Raw genomic sequence first — 24,792 nt, forward strand, 5'->3', positions numbered from 1 at the left:
TTACATATAAAACTTAAAATTTTCGTGCAAAACACCAACTGTGCATGACAACGTTCAAAAGATTTTGGCAATGGGTGCGGCAATCAGGTATCCTGTGCCCACCTGAGAGGGCGGTTAGACCCTTTTACCAGGTTAGTCAAATTATCGCATATTCTGCTGCTGGCGGAAAATTATGCAAAATGACATAAAATCATATGTACTTCCCTCATCGTGCCAGAAAACAGAACAAGGCATGATGTTAATCATAAATGTCGATGTCATCCTGCGCTACGCTTTGTGACACACTGATGTTTTTTTAGCCACGTATCATAAAAGGTACTTCCATGTCGAGTAAGTTAGTACTGGTTCTGAACTGCGGTAGCTCTTCCCTGAAATTTGCTATCCTGGATGCCGTTAACGGTGACGAATATCTCTCCGGTTTAGCCGAATGTTTCCATCTTCCTGAAGCCCGTATCAAATGGAAAATGGACGGCGGCAAACACGAAGCTGAGTTAGGCGCTGGCGCCGCTCACAGTGAAGCGCTGAACTTTATCGTTAACACTATTCTGGCACAAAAACCAGAACTGTCAGCACAGCTGACCGCAATTGGCCATCGTATCGTTCACGGCGGTGAAAAATACACCAGTTCCGTTGTCATCGACGATTCCGTTATTCAGGGCATCAAAGACTCCGCTTCCTTCGCACCGCTGCACAACCCGGCGCATCTGATCGGTATCGCTGAAGCGCTGAAATCCTTCCCGCATCTGAAAGACAAGAACGTTGCCGTGTTCGACACCGCGTTCCATCAGACCATGCCGGAAGAGTCCTACCTGTACGCCCTGCCGTACAGCCTGTACAAAGAGCACGGCGTACGTCGTTACGGCGCGCACGGCACCAGCCACTACTATGTGACTCAGGAAGCCGCTAAGGTTCTGAACAAGCCGGTTGAAGAACTGAACATCATCACCTGCCACCTCGGCAACGGCGGTTCCGTTTCCGCTATCCGTAACGGTAAATGCGTTGATACCTCCATGGGTCTGACCCCGCTGGAAGGTCTGGTGATGGGTACTCGCTCTGGCGATATCGACCCGGCAATCATTTTCCACCTGCACGACGCGCTGGGAATGAGCGTAGATGCTATCAACAAAATGCTGACCAAAGAGTCCGGCCTGCTGGGTCTGACCGAAGTCACCAGCGACTGCCGCTACGTTGAAGACAACTACGCGGATAAAGCTGACGCTAAGCGCGCAATGGACGTTTACTGTCACCGCCTGGCGAAGTACATCGGTTCTTACACTGCGCTGATGGACGGTCGTCTGGACGCCGTTGTCTTCACCGGTGGTATCGGTGAAAACGCCGCGATGGTTCGTGAACTGTCCCTGGGTAAACTCGGCGTTCTGGGCTTCGAAGTTGATCACGAACGTAACCTGGCTGCCCGTTTCGGCAAGTCTGGCTTCATCAACAAAGAAGGCACCCGCCCTGCCGTGGTTATCCCGACCAACGAAGAGCTGGTGATCGCTCAAGACGCACACCGTCTGACCGCTTAATTCCACACCGCCAGCGATAACCCTGACGTCTTCGAGTTGCCACTTGAAGCATGACGGTAAGCTGGCGGTGCTGTTTTGTATCCCGCCTAAAACTGGCGGTAACGAAAGAGGATATATCGTGTCCCGTACTATCATGCTGATCCCTACCGGAACCAGCGTAGGCCTGACCAGCGTCAGCCTCGGTGTTATCCGCGCTATGGAACGCAAAGGCGTTCGCCTGAGCGTCTTTAAACCTATCGCCCAGCCGCGTTCCGGTGGCGATACTCCAGACCAGACTACCACCATCGTTCGCGCCAGCTCTTCAACGACGACTGCCGCTGAGCCGATGAACATGAGCCACGTTGAGTCGCTGCTGTCCAGCAACCAGAAAGACGTGCTGATGGAAGAGATCATCGCCAACTACCATGCCAACACTCAGGATGCTGAAGTGGTGCTGGTTGAAGGCCTGGTCCCGACCCGTAAACACCAGTTCGCTCAGTCTCTGAACTACGAAATCGCAAAAACGCTTAACGCGGAAATCGTCTTCGTGATGTCTCAGGGCACCGATACCCCAGAACAGCTGAACGAGCGTATTGAACTGACTCGCAACAGCTTCGGCGGCGCGAAAAACACCAGCATCACTGGCGTTATCGTTAACAAACTGAATGCTCCGGTTGATGAACAAGGCCGTACCCGCCCTGACCTGTCCGAAATCTTCGACGACTCGTCTAAAGCGAAAGTCGTGAAGATCGACCCGGCGCAGCTGCAGAACGGCAGCCCGCTGCCGGTGCTGGGCGCGGTGCCATGGAGCTTCGATCTGATCGCCACGCGCGCTATCGACATGGCGCATCACCTGAATGCGACCGTGATCAACGAAGGCGACATCAATACTCGCCGCGTGAAGTCCGTAACCTTCTGCGCGCGCAGCATTCCGCACATGTTGGAGCACTTCCGTCCGGGTTCTCTGCTGGTGACTTCCGCAGACCGTCCAGACGTACTGGTCGCGGCCTGCCTGGCGGCGATGAATGGCGTAGAAATCGGCGCCATCCTGCTGACCGGCGGCTATGAAATGGACGCGCGCATCAGCAAACTGTGCGAACGCGCTTTCGCCACCGGCCTGCCGGTATTCATGGTTAACACCAACACCTGGCAGACCTCTCTGAGCCTGCAGAGCTTCAACCTGGAAGTACCGGTTGACGATCACGAGCGCATCGAGAAAGTTCAGGAATACGTTGCCAACTATATCAACGCCGACTGGATCGAATCGCTGACCGCGACCTCCGAGCGCAGCCGTCGTCTGTCTCCGCCGGCCTTCCGCTACCAGCTGACCGAGCTGGCGCGTAAAGCGGGCAAACGCGTCGTTCTGCCGGAAGGCGACGAACCGCGTACCGTTAAAGCGGCGGCCATCTGCGCCGAGCGCGGTATTGCTACCTGCGTGCTGCTGGGTAACCCGGATGAGATCAACCGCGTTGCGGCCTCTCAGGGCGTAGAGCTGGGCGCTGGTATTGAAATCGTCGATCCGGAAGTGGTTCGCGAAAGCTACGTGGCGCGTCTGGTCGAACTGCGTAAGAACAAAGGCATGACCGAAGCGGTTGCGCGCGAGCAGCTGGAAGATAACGTCGTTCTCGGCACCCTGATGCTGGAACAAGACGAAGTTGACGGCCTGGTATCCGGCGCGGTTCACACCACCGCCAATACCATCCGTCCGCCGCTGCAGCTTATCAAAACGGCGCCGGGCAGCTCGCTGGTCTCTTCCGTATTCTTCATGCTGCTGCCGGAACAGGTTTACGTTTACGGCGACTGCGCGATCAACCCGGATCCGACTGCAGAACAGCTGGCGGAAATCGCGATTCAGTCCGCTGATTCCGCGATTGCCTTCGGTATCGAACCGCGCGTGGCGATGCTCTCCTACTCCACCGGCACCTCCGGCGCAGGTAGCGATGTAGAAAAAGTACGCGAAGCAACTCGTCTGGCGCAGGAAAAACGTCCTGACCTGATGATCGACGGTCCGCTGCAGTATGATGCCGCAGTGATGGCTGACGTAGCGAAGTCCAAAGCGCCGAACTCTCCGGTAGCTGGCCGCGCGACCGTGTTCATCTTCCCGGATCTGAACACCGGTAACACCACTTACAAAGCCGTACAGCGTTCCGCTGACCTGATTTCCATCGGGCCGATGCTGCAGGGTATGCGTAAGCCGGTAAACGACCTGTCCCGCGGCGCGCTGGTAGACGATATCGTCTACACCATCGCACTGACGGCGATTCAGTCTTCTCAGCAGCAGAACTAATCTTCCGCTGAGACAAGAAAGGCAGCCAAATGGCTGCCTTTTTTTTGACGCTAACCCGTAAAGGAAATTACGCTTCGTCTTCTTCCGGCTCGTCGCGTTCGTGGCCGGTATTGCCCGCATTACGGGTCATCCACAGCGCCAGCGCTTTCAGCGAATCGGCGGTGAACTCATCGCAGCGCGCGGTGATCTCTTCCGGCGTCAGCCAGCATACTTCGCTAACCTCTTCTTCCTGTAGGGCGAACGGGCCATGAGAAACACAGCTAAACAGGCTGCCCCAGACACGGCAGTGTTTATCTTCGTAATAGAATTGGCCATGATCGGCAAAAGGCACGCCCGCAATCCCCAGCTCTTCTTCCGCTTCGCGGCGCGCCGAGTCCAGCAGCTGTTCATCCGCCTGCACCACGCCGCCGGCGGTCGCATCCAGCATACCCGGCATGAAATCTTTGCTCTCGGTACGGCGCTGCACCAGAATTTTGCCCATCCCATCATGAACCACAATATAGGTCGCGCGGTGACGCAGACACTGCGCGCGCATTTGCTCGCGGCTGGACTGTGCTATCACCTCATTGTTTTCATTAACAATATCGACCCATTCTGTGCTTGCCAAATGCTTCTGTTCCGCCATCAGGAAACCTTACTTTTAAGCGCTCTCGCGGCGCGTCTTTACGATTGAGGGGTAAATTACGGGTAAATCGCGGCCTCTGCAATAACCTGATTATCTTTGAGTGCGAAAACCTGCAGCCGATCATCTTCCAGCATGCCGTAGCTGGCGGCAAAGCCGCCTTTCGGGATGCTCACAGAACCAGGATTGAAGAGGAAAATATCGCCGCGTTTCTCGGCAACCGGAATATGAGTATGACCATAAGCCAGTACATCGCCAGCGGCGAGCGGCGGCAAATTATCCGGACTATAGAGATGACCGTGGGTCAGAAACAGGCGGTAGCGTTCGCTAAGCACCTGCTGCCAGGGGGCGGTAATGGGGAAATGCAGCAGCATTTGATCGACTTCGCTATCACAGTTACCGCGGACGGCGATAATCCGCTGCGCGACGCTGTTCAGCCGCTCGGCGACCTGCGCCGGCGCATACCCTTCCGGCAGCGCGTTGCGCGGCCCGTGATTGAGCACATCGCCGAGGATAACCAGCCACTGCGCCCCGCTCTGCGCGAAGCGTTCCAGAACGCGTTCGGTCGCAGGCAGCGAACCGTGAATATCGGATGCGAACATCAGTTTCATATCAACCCCTTACCAGACAATACGGTCTGTCTATGATAACGGAACTGCCTGCGCTTATCAGCCGCTACGTTTAGCCGACAGTGCGGCATAACGCTGAACAGACGCCCGCTGCCACTGGAAGGTCGCGTAGTCCGCCAGCGCTTCCGGCACCTCGTCGCCGTTCAGCACCAGACGGTTTAGCATCAGCGCAAGATCGGCATCGGCAATACACCATTCGCCAAATAGATTCTGCCCGCCATGCGCCAAAAGCGCGCCGGCGGTCGCAAAGAGTTTAGCCGCGCTGGTTTGCCCCGCGGCGCTAAGCGCGGGCTTCTTCGCGCCGCCAAACACCACGTCGGTAGAACGTTCTTCGCGTATGGGCATCAGATCGCTTCGCAGCCAGGCCTGCACCTGCCGCGCCCGCGCGCGTTTTTGCAGGTCGTGCGGATACAAGCGCTCCCACTCCGGCGGCGCAAAGCGTTCGTCAAGGTATTCGGTAATGGCCGAGGATTCGCTTAGCGAAAAATTATCCACTTCCAGCAGCGGCACGCGCCGTGTCGCGGAGTAGCCCTTCCAGCCCGGCTGCAGATGCTCGCCGCTGTCGAGATTGACGGTTTTAAGGGTGAACGGCAGGCTTTTTTCCTGCAGCGCCACATACACGGACATCACATAGGGGGAGAAAAAATCGGCATCGGACCACAGGGTAATAACAGGCTGATTCATGACATCCTCAATGAAGCCAGGGGGAGATAAATCAACATAGCTGGTCTGCTATAAGATGTCACTGGCAGCCGCATGAGGATTTCGCAATATAATCTTTGCCCCGCGATGGCGCAGGTCGCCTATACTCGAAACGTTTGCGACCTTCGATGGCGGGAGACCTCATGATCGATCTTTACTATGCACCCACCCCCAACGGCCACAAAATCATCCTTTTTCTGGAAGAGGCGCAGCTGGCCTATCGCCTGATACGCGTCGATATCGGCAAAGGTGAACAGTTTCGCCCGCAGTTTCTGGCTATCTCGCCAAATAATAAGATCCCGGCGATCGTTGACCACGTTCCGGTCGACGGCGGCGCGCCGTTAAGCCTGTTTGAGTCCGGAGAGATCCTGCTCTATCTGGCGGAGAAATCGGGAAAATTACTAAGCGGCGAGCTGCGCGAGCGGCATACTACCCTGCAATGGCTATTCTGGCAGGTCGGCGGTCTGGGGCCAATGCTTGGGCAAAACCACCACTTTAACCATCACGCGCCTCAGGCTGTCCCTTACGCCATTGAACGCTATCAGGTCGAAAGCCAGCGCCTCTATGGCGTAATGAACCGGCGTCTTGAAACCAGTCCATGGCTGGGCGGCGAGCACTACAGTATCGCCGATATCGCCTGCTGGCCATGGATTAATGCCCACTCGCGCCAACGCATCGATCTTAGCCAGTTCCCAGCGGTGCATAACTGGTTTGAACGCATCCGCCAGCGCCCGGCAACGCAACAAGCGCTACTCAAAACGCAACAGTATTAATCCCCTGCTCGCAGGGCGTGCTTTCATGTATGATTGCGGAAATTACTACACGGAGGAAGCCTGCAATGTCTCAGCCAGACGCCATTATTCGTATTAAGAACCTGCGCCTGCGTACTTTTATTGGAATCAAAGAGGAAGAGATCGCCAACCGACAGGATGTATTGGTGAATGTGGTGATTCACTATCCGGCCGATAAGGCTCGCGACAGCGAAGACATCAACGATGCTCTGAACTATCGCACCATTACTAAGCGCATCATCAGCCATATCGAGAATAACCGCTTCTCGCTGCTGGAAAAATTAACCCAGGATGTGCTCAATATCGCATGCGAACATCACTGGGTCACTTATGCTGAAGTAGAGATCGATAAACTTCACGCGCTGCGCTATGCCGACTCAGTATCGATGACCATGAGCTGGCGGCGCTAAAACGTTTGTTAGGGAGGCGGTATGAAAATCCTGCTCACTGGCGGTACCGGGCTCATTGGTCGGCATCTTATTCCCAGGCTGCTGGAACTTGGGCACCAGCTCACGGTTTCCACCCGCACTCCTGAACGCGCGAAAGCCCGTCTCGATCCCCGCGTCACGCTGTGGCGCGGTTTCGATGGGCAAAACAACCTCGATGGCTTTGACGCCGTTATCAATCTCGCCGGTGAACCGATCGCCGATAAGCGCTGGACGGCAGAGCAAAAAGAGCGCCTGTGTCACAGCCGCTGGGACATCACCCGCCAGCTGGTCGCGTTATTTAAAGCCAGCGAAACCCCACCGTCAGCGCTGATTAGCGGTTCCGCTACCGGCTATTACGGCGACCTCGGTGAAGTCGTGGTGACCGAGGAAGAGCCACCGCACAACGAATTTACCCATAAACTTTGCGCCCGCTGGGAGCAAATCGCCTGTGAGGCACAAAGCGATCGCACGCGCGTGTGCCTGTTGCGCACCGGCGTCGTCTTAGCGCCGCGCGGCGGGATCCTGGCCAAAATGACGCCCGCGTTTAAGCTTGGCCTGGGCGGCCCTATCGGCGACGGTCGCCAGTATCTGGCGTGGATCCATATCGATGATATGGTGAACGGTATTCTGTGGCTGCTGGATAACGATCTGCGCGGCCCGTTCAATATGGTCTCGCCCTATCCCGTGCGTAACGAACAGTTTGCCCACGCTCTCGGCCACGCGCTCAATCGCCCGGCGATTTTTCGCGTTCCCGCCGCCGCCATTCGCCTGCTGATGGGGGAATCCTCGGTACTGGTGCTCGGCGGCCAGCGCGCGCTGCCTAAACGCCTGGAAGCCGCCGGCTTTAGCTTTCGCTGGTACGATCTGGAAGAGGCTCTGAAGGATGTGTTGAGCTAAGTCGATAAACGGGGAGCAATGGCTCCCCGTTCTCTTCCCTTGGGCGGAAGCCGCCTCGCAAATCGTTGTTCCTCGTCCTCCTTGCTACGCTTCTTGTGAAGCGCATTCCAACCGCAAAATTCTTCTCCTGCCATAACGTCCTGACGAGGAATATATCCTCAAAACACGTTGACAACCGTCAACACTCTTTTTATTGTGAGCAGGATTTAACGATGAAGGAACATCCGGACAAACATATCAGGATGGCGATCGCCACGGCGCTGGCGCGGGGGTGGATATTGCTGCCTGCAGGTAAAAGCGCTCATTGCTTTGGCCGCCTCGTCTGCGGCGTGGCTGAACACCGTGAATATATGATGAGCATTTGGTCGACGCCCGCCGTCCCTGAAAACCACGCCCGGCAAATAATCAGAATGGTCGAACGGTGTCCCATCCCGGCTACCGGGCGCATCACGCATAAGGAACGCTAAACGATGCCGATATTTAATTTTACGCTGACGCTGTCCGGCGTCACCAGTCAAACGCCAGGACTGGAAGATGCGCTCTTTGCCGCAGGCTGTTGCGACGCGCTGGTCTGCTTTTACGGTACTGCGGTTTACCTGGAGTTCGATCGCGAGGGCCAATCGCTGGAGCAGGCGGCGCTGTCCGCCATCCGCGATGTAGAAACTGCCGCGCTGCCAGATATCCGCGTGGAGTCCATCGATTCGACATTGGTCGGGCTGAGCGATATCGCCGAACTTATCGGCGTCTCCCGCCAGGCGATCGCTCTATTAAAAGAGGGCGCTCGCGGCAGCGGGCGCTTTCCCGGCCCCGTACAACGTGTGAAAGGCAATTCCCCTCTCTGGCGCTGGAAATCGGTCGTTGAATGGTTAGTCGCGGAAAAGCGCATCGCCGCCGATTCGCCGATGGTGGCTAACGCCCAACTGCTGGATAGCCTCAACCTGGCGCTCCAGCTTCGCCGTTCACCGGAAAATCACCGCGTGCAGCGCTACCTGCAAAGTCTGAGCGCCACGCCACCCGCAGGCTGATTCGCGAGGGCGAGCATGTTACCCGGCGCAGTATGGTGGTAAAGTAGGCTTTCGTTTTAGCTGATTAACCGCTTTATGACTACGATAACCACGCCCCGCCTGTTGCTTTCCCGCTTCACTCCGGCCGATTGGCCCTTTTTTCTGCGTCTGCGTCAGGATCCTGACGTCATGCGTTACATGGGTGAGGTGTTAAGCGAAACGGCGCTACGCAGCGTGTTTGAATGCCGCTGCGAAGATGCCGGCGTCTTTGTATTGCGCGATTCTGCCGGCACACCGCTGGGAGATATTGGTCTGCGCATCAGTACGAAAAACCCCCACGAGGCAGACGTCGGCTACGCGCTACTGCCGCAAGCGCAGGGTCAGGGCTACGCCAGCGAAGCGCTGCGCGCGATTTGTGATTACGGCTTTACCATCCTTGGCATCAACGCCATTAATGCCTGGGTGCTGGGAGATAACCTGGGGTCGTCGCGGCTGCTGGAAACGCACGGTTTTGTACGCATTCAGGTGCTGGAAAACGCCTGGCACCTCAACGGTGTGGATTACGATGATTGGATCTACCGGCTGGAACGTTAAGTCATTCCCGGCGAGCAAAGCCGCCGGGAATGAGCGATTACTTCAGTGAACCTTTAAGGAACTGCTGCAGGCGCTGGCTTTTCGGGTTGCCGAATAGCTCGTCGGGATGCCCCTCTTCTTCGATTCTTCCCTGATGGAGGAAAATCACGTGTGAAGAGACGTGGCGGGCAAAGCCCATTTCGTGGGTGACGACCACCATGGTTTTCCCCTCTTCCGCCAGTTTTTGCATAATACGCAACACTTCGCCCACCAGCTCCGGATCCAGTGCCGATGTCGGTTCATCAAACAGCAGTACGTCCGGCTCCATCGCCAGCGCCCGCGCGATGGACACGCGCTGCTGCTGACCGCCGGAAAGATGTACCGGATATTTGATCTGCTGGCGTTCATCGATGCCGACTTTCGCCAGATACTTCACCGCCCGCTCGCGCGCTTCCTGTTTGTTAAGGCCGAGCACCTGAATCGGCGCCTCCATGACGTTTTCCAGTACCGTCATGTGGCTCCACAGGTTGAAGTGCTGGAACACCATCGTCAGTCGCGTGCGCAGCAGACGCAGCTGGTTTTTATCCGCTACCTTCAACTGGCCGTCTTTATCGCGCACCAGGCCAATATTCTGCCCGTTGACGATAATCGTTCCTTCGCTTGGCTTCTCAAGAAAGTTAATGCAGCGCAGGAAGGTACTTTTACCAGAACCCGATGAGCCGATAATACTAATCACGTCTCCGGCCTTCGCTTTCAGCGAGACGCCTTTCAGCACCTCGTGCTCGCCGTAACGTTTATGCAGATCGATAACGCTTAATTTATTGTCGGTCATGGCTTTCTCAGTGCGTCGAAGAAGGTTTGATATGCTGCAGCCAGCGCTTTTCCGCCTTGCGGAACAAGCTAATCAGCACATACGAAATAATTAAGTACAGTACCGCGGCGATACCGAAAGCGGTAAACGGCTGATAGGTCGCCGAGTTAATATCGCGCGCGATTTTCAGCAAATCCGGCACCGTGGCGGTAAACGCCAGCGCCGTCGAGTGCAGCATCAGAATGACTTCGTTGCTGTACGCGGGTAACGCAATACGTAGCGCAGAGGGCAAAATAATGCAGCGATACAGCTTAACAGACGAAAAGCCGTAAGCCCGCGCAGCTTCAATCTCGCCCGGCGCCACCGAACGAATCGCCCCGGCAAAAATCTCGGTGGTGTAGGCGCAGGTATTTAAGGTCAATGCCAACACCGTACAGTTCAGGCCGCTGCGGAAAAACGCATTCAATAGATCGCTGCCTTTGACGATTTCCAGCGTATACATCCCGGAGTAAAACACCAGCAGCTGCACGTACAGCGGCGTACCGCGGAAAATATAGGTAAACAGCCAGATCGGAAACTGAATGTATTTATTGCTCGATACGCGCCCGATGGCGAGAAACACCGCGAGGATGCCGCCCATCACCACTGAAGCAATCAACAGCCACAGGGTGATCGCCACGCCGGTAAAACGGTAACCGTCGGTCCACAGCAGGGATTTCCAGTACTCCTGAATAATTTCAATCACAGGTCAGCCCTCTTCACACCCACGGAGTAGCGGCGTTCAAGCAGCAGCAGCACACCATTGGAAATCGTGGTAAACACCAGATAGATCGCCCCGCAGACGATAGCGAAATAGAACGGCTGCCAGGTACTTTTGCCCGCCAGCTGCGTTGCCTTCACCACGTCTTCCAGACCGAGCAGCGACACCAGCGCAGTGGCTTTGAGAATGACCTGCCAGTTGTTGCCGATACCGGGCAGCGCATAGCGCATCATCGCCGGAAACAGGATACGGCGGAACGTCTGCCAGCCGCTAAAGCCAAATGCCGTCGCCGCTTCAATATGGCCTTTCGGCACCGCCAGAAACGCGCCGCGGAAGGTTTCAGTGAAGTACGCACCATAGATAAAGCCGAGGGTGATAATACCGGCAATCATCGGATCAATATCAAATTGCGCCATGCCTAATGCATCGGTGATGCTGTTAAGGGCGATCTGTAGCCCATAGAAAATCAGCAGCATCAGCACCAGATCCGGCACCCCGCGGATCAACGTGGTATAGCCTTCAAACACCAGCGCCATAGGCCGGTTGGCGGATAGTTTCGCCCCCGCGCCCACCAGCCCGATAAGGACCGCCAGCACCACCGAGCTAAGCGCCAGCTCGAGGGTGACCAGCGCGCCCTGAAAAATAACCTGTGAGAACCCGTACAGCATGCTGTCTGCCCTGTCTGTCATCGATCGCCGCACGTGAAAACGCGTGCGGCGAGGTACTAACGATGATTAGTCGCCGTACACGTTAAAGTCGAAATATTTCTTCGCCAGCTTGTCGTAAGTGCCGTCTTTACGCATCTCGGCGAAAGCTTTATTTAGCGCTTCACGCAGCTCGGTGTCGTCTTTACGCAGGCCCATGCCGGTACCGACGCCAAACAACTTCTCATCCTTAATGGACGGGCCGCCAAACTGATAATCTTTGCCAATCGGCTGTTTGAGGAAACCTTCGCTGGCGGCGACCTCATCCTGGAACGCAGCGTCAATACGGCCCGCGGTCAGGTCGGAATAGATATTGTCCTGGCCCTGATAGGAGACAATTTCAATGCCTTTCGGCGCCCAGTGCTCGTTGCCGTAGGTTTCCTGAGTGGTGCCCTGCAGCACGCCAATGCGCTTGCCTTTCAGCTTGCTCAGGTCTGGCGTAATATCGCTGCCCTTTTTCACCACCAGACGGGAGTCAGCGGCATAAAGTTTGTCGGTGAAGGCAATTTCCTGCTGGCGCTTTTCGGTAATCGACAGCGAGGACATAATCGCATCGATTTTCTTCGCTTTTAACGAGGGGATCAGCGCATCCAGCGGGTTTTCAACGAAGGTACATTGGGTATTAATACGCTTACACAGCTCTTTCGCCAGATCGATGTCAAAACCGATCAATTGCCCCTGCGCATTCTTCGATTCGAACGGCGCATAAGTAGGATCGGTACCAATACGGATTTTCTGTGGAATGGCTGCGAATACCGTGGAAACGCTGGAAAGGGCCAGCGCCAAAGAAAGAGACAACGCCAGTTTTTTCATAATTATCCTCAACAGACTGTCATTCTAACGGGTTTATTAGAAGCACTTACGCCAGTTATCGTGCCATTATTCGCCCTGCCAAGGCAAAGCAAAATGCGCAGGAAAGCAGATTTTTTTGCATCAGAAACGCTTAACTATGCATTTTCTGAACAAAGAAAAACTGCTATCGCCCCATTCTGGTGCAAGCCGTCAACCGCTTGCACCTATCAAGGGCAACAATAACCGCGTCGCAATGGAGCGGCCTGGCATAACCAGACCGCTACAGTCTTAATCGCCGTAGACGTTAAAGTTGAAGTATTTCTTCGCCATTTTGTCGTAGGTGCCGTCTTTACGCATTTCACCCAGCGCTTTGTCGAACGCGGCTTTCAGCTCGCCATCTTCTTTGCGCAGGCCGATGCCGGTACCATCGCCGAAGTATTTTTTGTCTTTAACGGAAGGACCGGCAAAGGCGTAATCTTTACCGGCAGGTTGTTTGAGGAAACCTTCGCTGGCCGCGACTTCATCCTGCAGCGCCGCATCGAGGCGCCCTGCGGCGAGGTCGGAATAGATCAGATCCTGGTTAGCATAGGCGACAACATCCACGCCCTGGCTGCGCCAGCGTTCGTTGGCATAGGCCTCCTGAGTAGAGCCCTGCAGTACGCCAACATGCTTGCCTTTCAGCGACTCCAGCGTAGGCTGAATCGGCGAGCCTTTTGCCGCGATCAGACGAGAATCTGCCGCGTACAGTTTGTCAGAGAAAGCAATCTCCTGCTGGCGTTTTTCGGTAATCGACAGCGACGAGATAATCGCGTCGATTTTCTTCGCTTTCAGCGAGGGGATCAGCGCGTCAAAATCGCTGCCCACCCAGGTGCACTTCACCTTGATGCGCGAGCACAGTTCATTGCCCAGATCGATGTCAAAGCCAATAAAGTTGCCCTTCGAATCCTTCGACGAGAAAGGCGCATAGGTGGTATCGGTGCCGATGCGGATACTTTGCGGCAGCGCCGCAGATACGCTGGCGGCGCTGCTGATTCCCATGATTAACGAGAGAGCCAGGATCGTCTTCTTCATAGAAAGCCCTTAAGTGTCGTGATGTTGTTATGTTGTGCGCTGTCTGGTTATGTATGTTGCCGACGGTTCTTGCAGGTTTTATGCCATTTTCCCGGTGCGTGCCGGTAACAGCGTTAAATTTGTTAATATAAAGTTGCAAGATTGTCTTAAGAGGGAAGATACCAGCATTGGCGGATAAACCGCAGCGGCAAAACGCAAAAAAACAAATTAAATGTCGAGGATTTGATCAGGACAACAAAAATGCACCAGCGGAAGGCAAAGGTAAATAAAATGCACCAAACAGGTGCATCATGCTCCGCCCTGCCAGCGGGTAAACAGGTCCTGCGGCAGCTCAATATCGAACTGATCGACAACCCGATTAACCGTCTGATTAATCACATCGTCCAGCGTCTGCGGACGATGATAGAAGGCCGGCACCGGCGGCATAATCACCGCGCCCATTTCCGCCGCCTGCACCATTAAACGCAGATGCCCCAGGTGGAACGGCGTCTCGCGTACGCAAAGCACCAGCGGGCGGCGCTCTTTTAACACCACGTCCGCCGCGCGGGTCAGCAGACCGTCGGTATAGCTATTGACGATGCCAGAGAGCGTTTTCATCGAGCACGGTAGAATAACCATCCCACTGGTTTTAAACGAGCCGGAGGAGATGCTGGCGGCGATATCGCGCGCGTCGTGTACCACATCGGCCAGCGCCTGCACTTCCCGCAGCGAGTAGTCGGTTTCCAGCGACAGCGTCTGACGTGCTGCCTGGCTCATTATCAGATGGGTCTCGACCCCGGCGACATCACGCAGAACCTGTAGCAAGCGTACGCCGTAAATCGCGCCGCTGGCGCCGGAAATGCCGATAATGAGTCGTTTCACGATGTATTCCTCTTGCGCGTAATGCCGCAGACTTTGCCGGATTATAGTCCCCGACGCAACCTGGCGGGTAAAAATAAAAAGGCCCGCGGTCTTCGAAAGACGGCGGGCCAGCGACAAGGGACCAATTAGCCTTCGTTATGCATCTCTAAGTTTTCAACTTCGGTTTGCAGTTGGACCGCTTTGGCATCATCGTTACGCAGAGAATCAAGATAATCGAGATACTGTTGGTCAACGTCTTTGGTGACGTACACGCCGTTAAAGACCGAACACTCGAACTGTTGAATGTCCGGGTTCTCAGCGCGTACCGCTTCGATCAGATCGTCCAGATCCTGGAAAATCAGGCCATCAGCGCCGATGATCTGACGGATCTCGTCAACTTCGCGACCGTGGGCGATAAGCTCGTTGGCGGTCGGCATATCGATACCGTAAACGTTCGGGAAGCGAATTTCCGGCGCAGCGGAGGCCAGATACACTTTCTTCGCGCCGGCTTCGCGCGCCATTTCGATAATCTGTTCAGAAGTGGTGCCGCGAACGATAGAGTCATCCACCAGCAGCACGTTCTTATCACGGAATTCGGCGCGGTTGGCGTTCAGCTTACGGCGCACGGATTTACGGCGCAGCTGCTGGCCCGGCATGATAAAGGTACGGCCAACATAGCGGTTTTTGACGAAGCCCTGACGATAGGGTTTATCGAGGATACGAGCAATCTCCAGGGCGATATCGCAGGAGGTTTCCGGGATCGGAATAACGACATCGATATCCAGATCTTCCCACTCACGGGCAATTTTCTCGCCAAGCTTCGTGCCCATGTTCACACGGGCGCTATAGACGGAAATCTTGTCGATAAAGGAGTCCGGACGCGCGAAATAGACGTATTCGAACAGGCATGGGTTGCTGACCGGGTTTTCCGCGCACTGGCGGGTAAACAGCTGGCCTTTCTCGGTGATGTAGACCGCTTCTCCCGGCGCGACGTCACGCAGAAATTCAAAGCCCAGTGTATCCAGCGCCACGCTTTCGGAGGCGACCATGTACTCGGTGCGGCCATCGCCGATATCGCGCTTGCCGAGCACCAGCGGACGGATACCGTTCGGGTCGCGGAAGGCGACCATACCGTGGCCGATAATCATCGCCACGCAGGCGTACGCGCCGCGAATCTGGCGGTTCGTCGCGGCAATCGCGGCGAAAATGTTATCGGCTTCCAGCGGGTAATGACGGAAATTATCCAGCTCGCTGGCGAAGATATTGAGCAGAATTTCGGAATCGGAGGTGGTGTTGATGTGGCGGCGTTTTTCTTCAAACAGCTTTTGACGCAGCTCGTGGGCATTGGTCAGGTTGCCATTATGGGCCAACGTAATGCCGTAGGGCGAGTTAACGTAAAAAGGCTGCGCTTCAGAAGCGCTGGAACTGCCTGCCGTTGGGTAACGGACGTGGCCAATCCCCATATTTCCCTGCATACGCTGCATGTGGCGCGCTTCGAACACATCGCTCACCAGTCCGTTAGCTTTACGCAAACGGAAGCAGTTATTTGCATCAATGGTGATGATGCCCGCGGCATCCTGCCCACGATGCTGAAGCACCGTTAACGCGTCATAAATCGACTGGTTTACCGGCATAACACCGGCGATACCGACAATACCGCACATACGTCTTTTCCTCGTTAAGCTACATCCCAACGCTTATGCTTTGGGCAAGAAACTTGACGAGCTCTGCAGATAGTCAAAGAACCATCTGATAACGAAACTGAACTGCGGGATAAGCTCAGACTTTTGCCAGTCTTCACTTTTTGCCATACCGGTGAAGCTATCGAGAAAGAACAGAATAGCGGAGACGATAAGCACGCCGCGCAGGGCGCCAAAACAGATCCCCAACACCCTGTCTGTTCCTGACAGACCGGTTTTCTCTACCAGAGCGCCTATCACATAGTTAACGATAGCGCCGACGATAAGCGTTGCGATAAACAATATCGCGATAGCAATCCCATTTCGGACCAGTTCGTCTTCAAAGCCCGTGAACCAGACAGCCAGGTAAGTGTAGTAATGACTGGCGACAAAGAAGGCACATCCCCATGTCACCAGCGATAACGCTTCACGAACAAAGCCGCGGATAAGGCTAACCAAACAGGAAAAACCAATTACCGCAATAATGGCGTAATCAATCCAGACCATATACATCCCACGATTTTACGCCCTGTCGTCCAGTTCGGGGCGCATTCTAACAGAAAAAGAAAACGTTTGCGTAGGGATTTCCGTGCCCTACAGAAATAAAAATGGCGCTGAAAAAACATTCAACGCCATACTGCCTGACGCCTCTTCAGGGCGTATCCGGCAAGGGTTTCAGCAGGTTAACCCGCCTGCCAGCTCGCCCAATCAGAGCGGATGTCATTTTTTAATTCGGGCTATACCCCATGACCACGCCGCTCAGGCCAGAAATCTGCTGCAGCTCGCCGAGTTGCCCCTTCAGCTTGTCTTTCGACGCATCCGGCCCCACCAGAATACGGGTAATTTTACCCTGAACCGGCGTGGATGGCGATGTCCAGGCTTTAAAGCCCGAGGAACGCAGCTTACCTACGATTTCGTTAACCTTATCGGCATTCTTCAACGCCCCTAACTGCACCACATAGGCTTTTCCGGTCGGCGCCGGAATAGCGGCCTGCTGCTGTTGCGGCTGTGGTTGCGGCTGCGGTTTCGCCGGCGGCGGCGTCTGCGCGACCTGCTGCGGCTGCGGCTTCTCAACCGGCTTCGGCTGTGGTTTCGGCTGCGGCTTGGCGGCCACCACCGGCTCCTGGACTTCATCGAAGCTATTGTTGTTCACCGGGATGCGCGACGGATCCAGCGATGGCGCCGCGGCGTCTCCCGCTCTCACCTCTTCCGCGGCGCCTTCCGGCGGCTGCGAAGGCAGCGCCTGGGTAGCCGCCGGCAGCATATCCGGCTCATCGCGATCGCCCGGCTTCGGCACCAACGGGATCGCCGCAAACTCATCCTGATAATGTTTTTTCTGACCGTCGAGCAGCCCCGGGAGAATAATTACCCCCAGCGCTACCAGTACAATCGTCCCGACTAAACGGTTCTGAAACTTACTCGCCACCGATTCTCCCCGCGTCTATCTCTTCCATTACATGCGCTACCGTGTGGAAGGAACCACACACCAGCACCGTATCTTCGGCTTTGGCATCCGCCATAGCGGCATGCCACGCCTGCGCTACGCTGTCATAACTTTGCCCTGCGCGCAGATGCGTAATCAGCTGGTCCGCCGTGGCGCCGCGCGGCCCTTCCAGCGGCGCGCAGTACCACGCATCTACTTCAGGCGCCAGATTCGCCAGGGTTCCGGCGATATCTTTATCATGCAGCATACCAATAACCGCCAGTACGCGCCCCGTTTTCGCTAAGGTTTTGAGACGCCCGGCGAGATAAGCCGCCGCATGCGGGTTATGCGCGACATCGAGGATCACCCGCGGCGCGTCGCTGATAATCTGAAAGCGGCCCGGGAGCATGGCGTGATGAATGCCGTCGCGCAGCGCCTGTTCAGCGACGTTAAGCCCGCTGGCGCGCAGCGCCGCCAGCGCCGTCGCGGCGTTGGGCAATGGAACCTGCGGCAACGGTAGCCCTGCCAACTCGCCCTGACCATCGGAAAAGTTCCATGACTGGTCCGTCACGCTATAGCGCCAGTCATGGTCGCGGCGCAGCAGCGTCGCGCCCTTTTCATTCGCCACGTCGGCGATCGTCTGCGGCATATCGGGTTCGCCCACCACCGCCGGTTTACCGGCGCGGAAGATACCCGCTTTTTCACGGCCAATGCTTTCACGATCCGGCCCCAGCCAGTCGGTATGATCCAGCGCGATGCTGGTGACCACCGCCACGTCGGCATCGACGATATTCGTGGCGTCCAGGCGTCCACCGAGGCCCACCTCCAGGATAACTACATCCAGCTGCGCCTGCTTAAACAGCCATAGCGCGGACAGCGTGCCAAATTCAAAATAGCTCAGCGAGATATCGCCGCGCGCCGCTTCGATTTCGGCAAATGAGGCGGTATGCGCCGCTTCCGGCAGCTCGGCGCCCTGGATACGCACGCGTTCGGTATAGCGCACCAGATGCGGCGAACTATACACGCCAACTTTATAGCCCGCCGCCATCAGCACGGATTCCAGCGTCCGGCAGGTGGTGCCTTTGCCGTTGGTACCCGCCACGGTAAAGACAAACGGCGCCGGTTTTAGTATCGCCATCCGTCCGGCGACTTCGCTCACCCGCGAAAGCCCCAGGTCGATGGCTTTACTGTGCAGATGCTCCAGATAAGAAAGCCACGTAGCCAGGGGCGACGTGGCCTGAGGAATAGGATCTTTTTCCATGATGTCCGCGAAAGTTAACGGTAAAAAAAAGGGCAGCGCCTGTCGGCCCTGCCCTCTGCATTATCAGGCCTCTGGTTCCTGATCCGGTACCGGTGGTACCACCTCGCCTTCGTGAGGCGCATCGGCCTGCGGCGAAGGAAGATTCATCAGTTTCGCCAGGATGCTGGCTAATTTCAGACGCATTTCAGGACGACGGATAATCATGTCGATCGCCCCTTTTTCAATCAGGAACTCACTGCGCTGGAACCCCGGCGGCAGCTTCTCACGCACGGTCTGCTCGATAACGCGAGGACCGGCGAAGCCGATCAGCGCTTTCGGCTCGGCGATATTAAGATCGCCCAGCATCGCGAAACTCGCGGAGACGCCGCCCATGGTCGGGTCGGTCAGTACGGAGATGTACGGTAAACCGCGCTCCTGCATTTTCGCCAGCGCCGCGGAGGTCTTCGCCATCTGCATCAGAGACATTAGCGCTTCCTGCATACGGGCGCCGCCGGAGGCGGAGAAGCAGATCAGCGGGCAGTTGTCTTCCAGCGCCTGCTCAACCGCGCGGACGAAACGCGCGCCGACAACGGAACCCATCGACCCGCCCATAAAGGCGAATTCAAACGCCGCCGCCACGACAGGCATGCCGTGCAGGGTGCCTTTCATCACCACCAGCGCGTCTTTCTCGCCGGTCTCTTTCTGTGCAGAGGCCAGACGGTCTTTATACTTTTTCGAATCGCGGAACTTCAGCACATCCTTTGGCTCGAGCTCGCTACCCAGCTCCACGAGAGAACCTTCGTCCAGCAGGCTATGCAGGCGGTTGCGCGCCGACATACGCATGTGGTGATCGCACTTAGGGCAAACCTCCAGGTTGCGCTCCAGCTCTGCGCGGTACAGTACCTGACCGCAGCTGTCGCACTTGGTCCATACACCTTCAGGAATACTTGCCTTACGGGTGGGGGTTATATTGCTTTTAATTCGTTCAATCCAGCTCATTGATAACCTTTCTACCTGAACCTGGTCGATGCCAGTTTTGTCGCAAGGGGCGCATAATGCCACTTTTGCCCCTCACAGACCATGAATGTTGCACATTAAATCATAACATCCCGTAACATGGGATAAAAAAGTGGTCGAACCGCTCACACTTTGCGCGCCGGACGTCATAGCAACGCCCGGCGAAAATGCCGCTAAGGGCCTATTTAGCCTGCTTTGCCGCCGCCCGGCGGTGGCGAATCACTTCGATAACGCCAGGCAGTACCGACAGGACGATAATCGCCACGATCAGCAGCTTCAGGTTTTCCTGTACGATCGGTAAATCACCAAACAGATACCCGGCGTAGGTGAACAGCAGTACCCACAGCAGCGCGCCAACCACGTTGTACGCCGCAAAATGACGATAGGACATGTGACCCATTCCCGCCACAAACGGCGCAAAGGTTCTGACGATCGGCACAAAACGCGCGAGGATGATGGTTTTGCCGCCGTGGCGTTCATAGAAGGTATGGGTTTTGTCGAGATAGCTGCGACGGAAAATCTTCGAGTTCGGATTGCTGAACAGCTTTTCGCCGAACAATCTACCGATGGTGTAGTTCAGGGCATCGCCAACAACGGCGGCAATGACCATCAGCGCAACCATCAGGTGTACGTTGAGATCGTTCGTTGGCAGCGCGGAGAGCGCGCCGGCGACGAACAACAGAGAATCTCCGGGCAGGAACGGCGTCACCACCAGGCCGGTTTCGCAGAACAGAATCAAGAACAGGATGGCGTAAACCCAGACGCCATACTGCGCGACCAGCTCCGCAAGGTGCACATCAATATGCAGGATGAAATCAATCAAAAAATGAATCAGGTCCATATTTGTCTTAGCCTTTAGTGACAACCGCCCCCTGTTACGGGGGCGCTGATATTAGTCCGCCAAAAACAGCGGGCCCATCGGCATCACCGGCAGGTCGAAATGGGCCGGATAATCCACCGACACCAGATACAATCCTTCCGCTTTCGCCGTCGCGGCAGCCAGAGTCCGGTCCTTCGCCGCCAGCAGTTCTGCAATCCAGCTCTCTGGCTGGTTTCCGGCGCCTACTTCCATCAGGCTGCCGACGATGTTCCTTACCATATGATGAACAAAAGCGTTCGCTTTGATATCTACCACCACATAAGCGCCATGACGGGTCACGTTGATATGCATCACGTTACGCCACGGCGTGCGCGACTGACATTGCACCGCGCGAAACGAGGTGAAGTCATTCTCGCCAATCAAACACTGCGCGGCGCGATGCATCCGCCCGGCATCCAGAGGGTGGTAATAATGCGTCACCCCCTGGCTCAACACCGCCGGACGCAGGCGGTGATTATAGATGACGTAGCGGTAACGACGGGCCGTCGCGCTGAAGCGGGCGTGAAAATCGTCCGCAACATGCTTCACCCAACGCACGGCGATGTCACCAGGTAAATTCGCATTTACGCCCAGCGTCCAGGCGGCGTCTTTACGCTGGGCGCGGGTTTCAAAGTGCACTACCTGGCCGGTACCGTGAACGCCGGCGTCGGTACGCCCGGCGCAGAATACGTGTACCGGTTCGGCCGCTACCTGCGACAGCGCCTTTTCCAGCTTTTCCTGCACGCTGCGCACTTCGTTTTGCCGCTGCCAGCCGTAGTATTTGCTGCCGTCGTACTCGATGCCCAGCGCGATTTTATACACCGGCTGCTGCTGTGGTTCAGACATCAGTACAAATACTCCTGAACCAGTTTCTCGGCGATTTTCACCGCCATCAGCGCGCCGCCAAAGCGGACGTTATCGGCCACCGACCAGAACTGAATCTGCTCGGGCATGCCGTAATCGTTATGCACGCAGCCGATGGACAGACGCGCGTTTCCGGAAGCATCGCCGACCTGCGTCGGGAATTCGCCCTCTTCGGAAAGCTCAATATCCTCGCCGCGGGTAAAGGCGTCGCGCGCCTCCTCGGCCGCCAGCGGACGCAGCGCTTCAAAATTCACCATCTGCGCATGGCCATAGAAGACCGGCGATTGCACGACGCTTGCGGAAATCATCAGGCCGTCATCCTGCAGAATTTTGCGCGCTTCATCGACGATACGTCGTTCTTCGCGCACGCTACCTTCGCGATCCGGCAGAATCGGCAGCATGTTGAAAGCCAGCTGGCGACCAAAGAAATCGTCTTCATCAATCGGAATACCGTTCAGCAGTTTCGCGCTCTGCCCCGCCAGCGCATCGACCGCTTTTTTCCCCTGCGCCGAGGCAGACAGCAGGTTGGTAACGGTAATACGCGACAGGCCGCCATCATCGATAAGCGGTTTCAGCGCCGTCAGCAGCTGGCTGGTCAGGCTGTTTGGTACCGCAATCACGTTACGGTTGCGGTAGTCGCCGAGCACGAACGGGTTGACGTCCGGCACCACCAGCGGCACGTCCGGCTCCAGCGCAAACAGGCCGCTAAGATCGATAACCAGACAACCGGCGTTGGTGGCTTCTTCGACATACGCCGCGCTGGCTTCGACGCCCGCGGCGAAGAAGGCCAACTGGGCCTGGGTCCAGTCAAATTCGGCGGCGTCCTGCACGATGACCGATTTGCCACCATAACGCAGATGTTCGCCCGCGCTTTCATTGCGCGCCAGCGCATAAATTTCGCCTACCGGAAACTGGCGTTCAGCAAGGGTTTCAAGCAGGGCTTCGCCTACGGCGCCGGTTGCGCCCAGTACGGCAATATTCCAGCCTTCAGACATGGTGGTGTACTCCAGAAAATAGCGACCCTGCCGGATTATCCAACAGGGGCATTAAGAAGATATTAACGAACAGGATGATGTACGGCATTAAAACCGAGCTGACGCAGCAGCGTCGCTGCTTTTTCATCGCTGCACTGTACGTACAGGGACGACCATTCGCGGCGTTCCTGATAATTTTTGCGCAGCTTGTCGAATTCGCCGGCAATGCCTGCCACTTTACGCAACGGCGCATCATCGCGGCGCACATCATACACCAAATGAACCAGCCTTTTCAGCGTCGCCTGATCGAGCGGGCCGTGCAGAGTGATGCGGCCAAATTCCGGCGCTGGCAGTAGCGTATCCAGCGCCACCTGCTGCGGATGACCAATGAACGCGCTATAGGCTTCAAACACCTGAGTGGTGCCGCGCGCTTTGCCTTCAAGGGTATAACCGGCGATATGCGAGGTACCGATATCGACACGCGCCAGCAACTCGGTATTCAGATCCGGTTCGGGTTCCCAGACGTCGAGCACCACGCTCAGCTGCTGCCCGGCCTGCAAGCGCTTGAGCAGCGCCGCATTATCCACCACCGGACCACGGCAGGCGTTAATCAGGATAGTCCCCGGCTGCAGGCGGCTAATCAGCGCTTCATCGGCCAGATGCTGCGTTTTATACTGCCCGTCTTTAAACAACGGCGTGTGGAAAGTCAGGATATCCGCCTGTTGCACTAGCTCGTCCAGGGTGCGGAAGTCGCCTTCATCGCCACGATCGGCGCGCGGCGGATCGCAGAGTAATGTTTTAATTCCCAGCGCTTCCAGACGTTTTTGCAAACGCCCGCCAACGTTGCCGACGCCGACGATACCGACGGTACGATCAGCCAGCGCGAATCCGTCGCGCTCGGCGAGCATCAGCAGCGCCGAGAAAACATACTCCACCACCGCGATCGCATTGCAGCCCGGCGCGGCGGAAAAGCCAATCCCCGCCTGCTGCAGCCACGCTTGATCGACATGATCGGTACCTGCGGTGGCGGTGCCGACAAACTTAATCGCCTTACCGGAGAGCAGCGCTTCATTCACCTTAGTGACGGAACGCACCATCAGCGCGTCGGCGTCGGTTAACGCTTCCTGCGGAATGGGACGACCGGGAACGGCCTGTACGTCTCCCAAACGGCTAAAAAGCTCACGCGCATAGGGCATATTTTCATCAACGAGGATTTTCACGGTTCAGTACCTGTCTGAGAACGAGAGTAAACCGGGGAAGTGTGCCATAATCTGGCCGCCAGGAACATCATCACCCGGCTTAAGTACAGTACTACGGTAAGGATTCATCATGACACCACCCGTTTCAGGTATGTCCGATCGCCCTCCGGGGACTGGCCCATCCGGCGCATCCGCCGTGGGCCCAAATGCGCTCACCATGCAGCAACGCACCGTTCTGGAGCGGCTGATAACGCGTCTGGTGACGCTGACATCGCAGCAAAACGCCGAAGTGTGGGCCTGCGTGAAGCACGATCTGGGTCTGAAAGGCGACACGCCGCTGCTGGCGAGCCATTTCAGCGCGGCTGAGAGCAACCTGAATCAGCGCTTAAGTATCGCTCAGCAAAACCACCACCATCGGCAAATTCTCGCCCAGCTCAGCGAACTGCTGACTCAGGGAAATAACCGTCAGGCGGTGAGCGATTATATCCGCCAGAATCACGGTCAAACCGTGCTGCATGCGCTAACCCAGGCGCAGCTGGAGAACGTGCTGCATCTGCTGCAAAACGGCCAGTTGGCGATCCCGCAGCCGCAGCAGCGGACGCCGACGCTGCGCCCTTTGCTGCCGGCGGAACATAACACCCTGAATCAGTTAGTGACCAAACTGGCCGCCGCAACCGGCGAATCGAGCAAGCTTATCTGGCAATCAATGCTTGAGCTGTGCGGCGTGAAATCCGGCGAGCTGATCCCCGCCACCCACTTCACCCCGCTCTCATACTGGCTGCAGGCGCGACAAACGCTGAGCGCGCAAACCGCGCCGACGATGAATTCGCTGCAGGCAGCGCTTAAGCAACCGCTGGAGGCGCAGGAGTGGCAGAAAATCACCGATTTCGCGCAAAGCAGCTGGCAGGTAACGCCAACGACGACCTTAACCAGCCCACAGGTGCTAACGCTATTAAATAAAGTCTTTGCGCTACGCGTGGCCCGCGCCCAGGCGACAATGGCAATTACCCCGGTCGAGCCGCTGCCCGCCCCCCATGCGGTGTATAGCAAAAAAGCGTGGACGGTGGCAATTGCGCTGCTGGTAGTGATTATTCTGCTGTGGCTGGTGCTGTAAGCCTAAA

General features: G+C 56.4%; 27 protein-coding genes and 1 pseudogene. 10 read left to right on the forward strand and 18 right to left on the reverse strand.

What is annotated here, in order from left to right; translation table 11 throughout:
* The first annotated feature begins 323 nt into the window (after positions 1 to 323).
* The gene (ackA, locus tag PGR29_RS06625) at positions 324 to 1,526 is read left to right on the forward strand and encodes an acetate kinase (protein WP_015365576.1); all 1,203 of its coding nucleotides are present in this window, start codon (positions 324 to 326) and stop codon (positions 1,524 to 1,526) included.
* A gap of 118 nt (positions 1,527 to 1,644) precedes the next feature.
* On the forward strand, positions 1,645 to 3,792 hold the full coding sequence (gene pta / locus PGR29_RS06630; RefSeq protein WP_015706164.1) for a phosphate acetyltransferase: 2,148 nt from the start codon (positions 1,645 to 1,647) through the stop codon (positions 3,790 to 3,792).
* A gap of 67 nt (positions 3,793 to 3,859) precedes the next feature.
* Here pta and yfcD read toward each other — a convergent pair whose 3' ends face one another.
* The 3 genes from yfcD to yfcF are packed head-to-tail and all read right to left on the reverse strand — an operon-like array spanning position 3,860 to position 5,727.
* Entirely contained in the window at positions 3,860 to 4,417 is a 558-nt protein-coding gene (gene yfcD, locus PGR29_RS06635; RefSeq protein ID WP_087860105.1) for an NUDIX hydrolase YfcD, read from the reverse strand.
* Between the two features lie 56 nt (positions 4,418 to 4,473).
* Complete coding sequence (gene yfcE / locus PGR29_RS06640; protein ID WP_047043293.1) at positions 4,474 to 5,025, reverse strand: phosphodiesterase; 552 nt, start codon at positions 5,023 to 5,025, stop codon at positions 4,474 to 4,476.
* Between the two features lie 57 nt (positions 5,026 to 5,082).
* Positions 5,083 to 5,727, reverse strand: a complete 645-nt coding sequence (gene yfcF, locus PGR29_RS06645) for a glutathione transferase (RefSeq protein ID WP_015365572.1) — start codon at positions 5,725 to 5,727, stop codon at positions 5,083 to 5,085.
* Between the two features lie 161 nt (positions 5,728 to 5,888).
* Between yfcF and yfcG the strand changes: the two genes are divergently transcribed.
* The 6 genes and pseudogenes from yfcG (at position 5,889) to PGR29_RS06675 (ending at position 9,508) form a co-directional block, all read left to right on the forward strand.
* Positions 5,889 to 6,518 (forward strand): GSH-dependent disulfide bond oxidoreductase, encoded by a 630-nt coding sequence (gene yfcG / locus PGR29_RS06650; protein ID WP_316424285.1) that lies wholly within the window; start codon positions 5,889 to 5,891, stop codon positions 6,516 to 6,518.
* A gap of 65 nt (positions 6,519 to 6,583) precedes the next feature.
* The gene (folX, locus tag PGR29_RS06655) at positions 6,584 to 6,946 is read left to right on the forward strand and encodes a dihydroneopterin triphosphate 2'-epimerase (RefSeq protein WP_015365570.1); all 363 of its coding nucleotides are present in this window, start codon (positions 6,584 to 6,586) and stop codon (positions 6,944 to 6,946) included.
* Between the two features lie 21 nt (positions 6,947 to 6,967).
* On the forward strand, positions 6,968 to 7,861 hold the full coding sequence (locus tag PGR29_RS06660; protein WP_316424286.1) for a TIGR01777 family oxidoreductase: 894 nt from the start codon (positions 6,968 to 6,970) through the stop codon (positions 7,859 to 7,861).
* A 212-nt stretch (positions 7,862 to 8,073) separates the two neighbouring features.
* Entirely contained in the window at positions 8,074 to 8,328 is a 255-nt protein-coding gene (locus tag PGR29_RS06665; RefSeq protein ID WP_316424287.1) for a hypothetical protein, read from the forward strand.
* A gap of 3 nt (positions 8,329 to 8,331) precedes the next feature.
* Positions 8,332 to 8,886: a DNA-binding protein gene (locus PGR29_RS06670; protein ID WP_316424288.1), complete on the forward strand. Its 555-nt coding sequence runs from the start codon at positions 8,332 to 8,334 to the stop codon at positions 8,884 to 8,886.
* A gap of 75 nt (positions 8,887 to 8,961) precedes the next feature.
* Positions 8,962 to 9,508 (forward strand): annotated as a pseudogene (locus PGR29_RS06675) (GNAT family N-acetyltransferase).
* On the opposite strand, the gene hisP reads toward PGR29_RS06675, so the two are convergent.
* From hisP to argT, 5 genes are all read right to left on the reverse strand, one after another.
* Entirely contained in the window at positions 9,497 to 10,270 is a 774-nt protein-coding gene (gene hisP / locus PGR29_RS06680; protein WP_015365566.1) for a histidine ABC transporter ATP-binding protein HisP, read from the reverse strand. The pseudogene PGR29_RS06675 and the gene hisP overlap by 12 nt on opposite strands.
* 7 nt (positions 10,271 to 10,277) lie before the next feature.
* Positions 10,278 to 10,994 carry an ABC transporter permease gene (locus tag PGR29_RS06685; RefSeq protein ID WP_015365565.1) on the reverse strand — a complete coding sequence of 239 codons (717 nt, stop codon included), beginning with the start codon at positions 10,992 to 10,994 and terminating at the stop codon, positions 10,278 to 10,280.
* Positions 10,991 to 11,677 carry a histidine ABC transporter permease HisQ gene (locus tag PGR29_RS06690; RefSeq protein ID WP_015365564.1) on the reverse strand — a complete coding sequence of 229 codons (687 nt, stop codon included), beginning with the start codon at positions 11,675 to 11,677 and terminating at the stop codon, positions 10,991 to 10,993. The genes PGR29_RS06685 and PGR29_RS06690 overlap by 4 nt, the downstream gene beginning before the upstream one ends.
* 66 nt (positions 11,678 to 11,743) lie before the next feature.
* Positions 11,744 to 12,526, reverse strand: a complete 783-nt coding sequence (gene hisJ, locus PGR29_RS06695) for a histidine ABC transporter substrate-binding protein HisJ (protein WP_015365563.1) — start codon at positions 12,524 to 12,526, stop codon at positions 11,744 to 11,746.
* 267 nt (positions 12,527 to 12,793) lie between these two features.
* Positions 12,794 to 13,576: a lysine/arginine/ornithine ABC transporter substrate-binding protein ArgT gene (gene argT, locus PGR29_RS06700; RefSeq protein WP_015365561.1), complete on the reverse strand. Its 783-nt coding sequence runs from the start codon at positions 13,574 to 13,576 to the stop codon at positions 12,794 to 12,796.
* Positions 13,577 to 13,625: 49 nt separating this feature from the next.
* Here argT and PGR29_RS06705 point away from each other — a divergent pair, with 49 nt between their 5' ends.
* Positions 13,626 to 13,754 (forward strand): hypothetical protein, encoded by a 129-nt coding sequence (locus PGR29_RS06705; protein WP_161798742.1) that lies wholly within the window; start codon positions 13,626 to 13,628, stop codon positions 13,752 to 13,754.
* A 110-nt stretch (positions 13,755 to 13,864) separates the two neighbouring features.
* Here the strand turns inward: PGR29_RS06705 and PGR29_RS06710 are convergent, their stop codons facing one another.
* The 10 genes from PGR29_RS06710 to pdxB form a co-directional block, all read right to left on the reverse strand.
* Positions 13,865 to 14,437, reverse strand: coding sequence for a UbiX family flavin prenyltransferase (locus tag PGR29_RS06710; protein ID WP_087860198.1), 573 nt, complete (start codon positions 14,435 to 14,437; stop codon positions 13,865 to 13,867).
* Positions 14,438 to 14,562: 125 nt separating this feature from the next.
* On the reverse strand, positions 14,563 to 16,080 hold the full coding sequence (purF, locus tag PGR29_RS06715; RefSeq protein WP_047043320.1) for an amidophosphoribosyltransferase: 1,518 nt from the start codon (positions 16,078 to 16,080) through the stop codon (positions 14,563 to 14,565).
* Between the two features lie 33 nt (positions 16,081 to 16,113).
* Positions 16,114 to 16,602 (reverse strand): colicin V production protein, encoded by a 489-nt coding sequence (gene cvpA, locus PGR29_RS06720; protein ID WP_015706172.1) that lies wholly within the window; start codon positions 16,600 to 16,602, stop codon positions 16,114 to 16,116.
* A gap of 220 nt (positions 16,603 to 16,822) precedes the next feature.
* Entirely contained in the window at positions 16,823 to 17,521 is a 699-nt protein-coding gene (dedD, locus tag PGR29_RS06725; RefSeq protein WP_045391498.1) for a cell division protein DedD, read from the reverse strand.
* Positions 17,511 to 18,779 carry a bifunctional tetrahydrofolate synthase/dihydrofolate synthase gene (gene folC / locus PGR29_RS06730; protein ID WP_316424290.1) on the reverse strand — a complete coding sequence of 423 codons (1,269 nt, stop codon included), beginning with the start codon at positions 18,777 to 18,779 and terminating at the stop codon, positions 17,511 to 17,513. The genes dedD and folC overlap by 11 nt, the downstream gene beginning before the upstream one ends.
* 63 nt (positions 18,780 to 18,842) lie before the next feature.
* Positions 18,843 to 19,757, reverse strand: coding sequence for an acetyl-CoA carboxylase, carboxyltransferase subunit beta (gene accD, locus PGR29_RS06735; protein WP_015365554.1), 915 nt, complete (start codon positions 19,755 to 19,757; stop codon positions 18,843 to 18,845).
* Between the two features lie 199 nt (positions 19,758 to 19,956).
* Positions 19,957 to 20,616 (reverse strand): DedA family protein, encoded by a 660-nt coding sequence (locus PGR29_RS06740; protein ID WP_015365553.1) that lies wholly within the window; start codon positions 20,614 to 20,616, stop codon positions 19,957 to 19,959.
* Between the two features lie 51 nt (positions 20,617 to 20,667).
* Positions 20,668 to 21,480, reverse strand: a complete 813-nt coding sequence (truA, locus tag PGR29_RS06745) for a tRNA pseudouridine(38-40) synthase TruA (protein ID WP_015365552.1) — start codon at positions 21,478 to 21,480, stop codon at positions 20,668 to 20,670.
* Complete coding sequence (locus PGR29_RS06750) at positions 21,480 to 22,493, reverse strand: aspartate-semialdehyde dehydrogenase (RefSeq protein WP_045364476.1); 1,014 nt, start codon at positions 22,491 to 22,493, stop codon at positions 21,480 to 21,482. The genes truA and PGR29_RS06750 overlap by 1 nt, the downstream gene beginning before the upstream one ends.
* A gap of 62 nt (positions 22,494 to 22,555) precedes the next feature.
* Positions 22,556 to 23,692: a 4-phosphoerythronate dehydrogenase PdxB gene (gene pdxB, locus PGR29_RS06755; protein WP_087860097.1), complete on the reverse strand. Its 1,137-nt coding sequence runs from the start codon at positions 23,690 to 23,692 to the stop codon at positions 22,556 to 22,558.
* Between the two features lie 109 nt (positions 23,693 to 23,801).
* On the opposite strand from pdxB, the gene flk reads away from it, so the two are divergent.
* On the forward strand, positions 23,802 to 24,785 hold the full coding sequence (gene flk / locus PGR29_RS06760) for a flagella biosynthesis regulator Flk (protein WP_316424291.1): 984 nt from the start codon (positions 23,802 to 23,804) through the stop codon (positions 24,783 to 24,785).
* The last annotated feature ends 7 nt before the right edge of the window (positions 24,786 to 24,792 follow it).

Source organism: Klebsiella sp. 141203, assembly GCF_032601985.1.
GTDB classification, from domain to species: domain Bacteria; phylum Pseudomonadota; class Gammaproteobacteria; order Enterobacterales; family Enterobacteriaceae; genus Klebsiella; species Klebsiella aerogenes.

What these genes read in the sequence shown, in the direction of transcription:
- ackA (WP_015365576.1), top strand. Translation starts at nt 324, where the DNA reads ATGTCGAGTAAGTTAGTACTGGTTCTGAACTGCGGTAGCTCTTCCCTG.
- yfcD (WP_087860105.1), bottom strand. Translation starts at nt 4,417, where the DNA reads ATGGCGGAACAGAAGCATTTGGCAAGCACAGAATGGGTCGATATTGTT.
- yfcE (WP_047043293.1), bottom strand. Translation starts at nt 5,025, where the DNA reads ATGAAACTGATGTTCGCATCCGATATTCACGGTTCGCTGCCTGCGACC.
- yfcF (WP_015365572.1), bottom strand. Translation starts at nt 5,727, where the DNA reads ATGAATCAGCCTGTTATTACCCTGTGGTCCGATGCCGATTTTTTCTCC.
- yfcG (WP_316424285.1), top strand. Translation starts at nt 5,889, where the DNA reads ATGATCGATCTTTACTATGCACCCACCCCCAACGGCCACAAAATCATC.
- folX (WP_015365570.1), top strand. Translation starts at nt 6,584, where the DNA reads ATGTCTCAGCCAGACGCCATTATTCGTATTAAGAACCTGCGCCTGCGT.
- PGR29_RS06660 (WP_316424286.1), top strand. Translation starts at nt 6,968, where the DNA reads ATGAAAATCCTGCTCACTGGCGGTACCGGGCTCATTGGTCGGCATCTT.
- PGR29_RS06665 (WP_316424287.1), top strand. Translation starts at nt 8,074, where the DNA reads ATGAAGGAACATCCGGACAAACATATCAGGATGGCGATCGCCACGGCG.
- PGR29_RS06670 (WP_316424288.1), top strand. Translation starts at nt 8,332, where the DNA reads ATGCCGATATTTAATTTTACGCTGACGCTGTCCGGCGTCACCAGTCAA.
- hisP (WP_015365566.1), bottom strand. Translation starts at nt 10,270, where the DNA reads ATGACCGACAATAAATTAAGCGTTATCGATCTGCATAAACGTTACGGC.
- PGR29_RS06690 (WP_015365564.1), bottom strand. Translation starts at nt 11,677, where the DNA reads ATGCTGTACGGGTTCTCACAGGTTATTTTTCAGGGCGCGCTGGTCACC.
- hisJ (WP_015365563.1), bottom strand. Translation starts at nt 12,526, where the DNA reads ATGAAAAAACTGGCGTTGTCTCTTTCTTTGGCGCTGGCCCTTTCCAGC.
- argT (WP_015365561.1), bottom strand. Translation starts at nt 13,576, where the DNA reads ATGAAGAAGACGATCCTGGCTCTCTCGTTAATCATGGGAATCAGCAGC.
- PGR29_RS06705 (WP_161798742.1), top strand. Translation starts at nt 13,626, where the DNA reads ATGTATGTTGCCGACGGTTCTTGCAGGTTTTATGCCATTTTCCCGGTG.
- purF (WP_047043320.1), bottom strand. Translation starts at nt 16,080, where the DNA reads ATGTGCGGTATTGTCGGTATCGCCGGTGTTATGCCGGTAAACCAGTCG.
- cvpA (WP_015706172.1), bottom strand. Translation starts at nt 16,602, where the DNA reads ATGGTCTGGATTGATTACGCCATTATTGCGGTAATTGGTTTTTCCTGT.
- folC (WP_316424290.1), bottom strand. Translation starts at nt 18,779, where the DNA reads ATGGAAAAAGATCCTATTCCTCAGGCCACGTCGCCCCTGGCTACGTGG.
- accD (WP_015365554.1), bottom strand. Translation starts at nt 19,757, where the DNA reads ATGAGCTGGATTGAACGAATTAAAAGCAATATAACCCCCACCCGTAAG.
- PGR29_RS06740 (WP_015365553.1), bottom strand. Translation starts at nt 20,616, where the DNA reads ATGGACCTGATTCATTTTTTGATTGATTTCATCCTGCATATTGATGTG.
- truA (WP_015365552.1), bottom strand. Translation starts at nt 21,480, where the DNA reads ATGTCTGAACCACAGCAGCAGCCGGTGTATAAAATCGCGCTGGGCATC.
- PGR29_RS06750 (WP_045364476.1), bottom strand. Translation starts at nt 22,493, where the DNA reads ATGTCTGAAGGCTGGAATATTGCCGTACTGGGCGCAACCGGCGCCGTA.
- flk (WP_316424291.1), top strand. Translation starts at nt 23,802, where the DNA reads ATGACACCACCCGTTTCAGGTATGTCCGATCGCCCTCCGGGGACTGGC.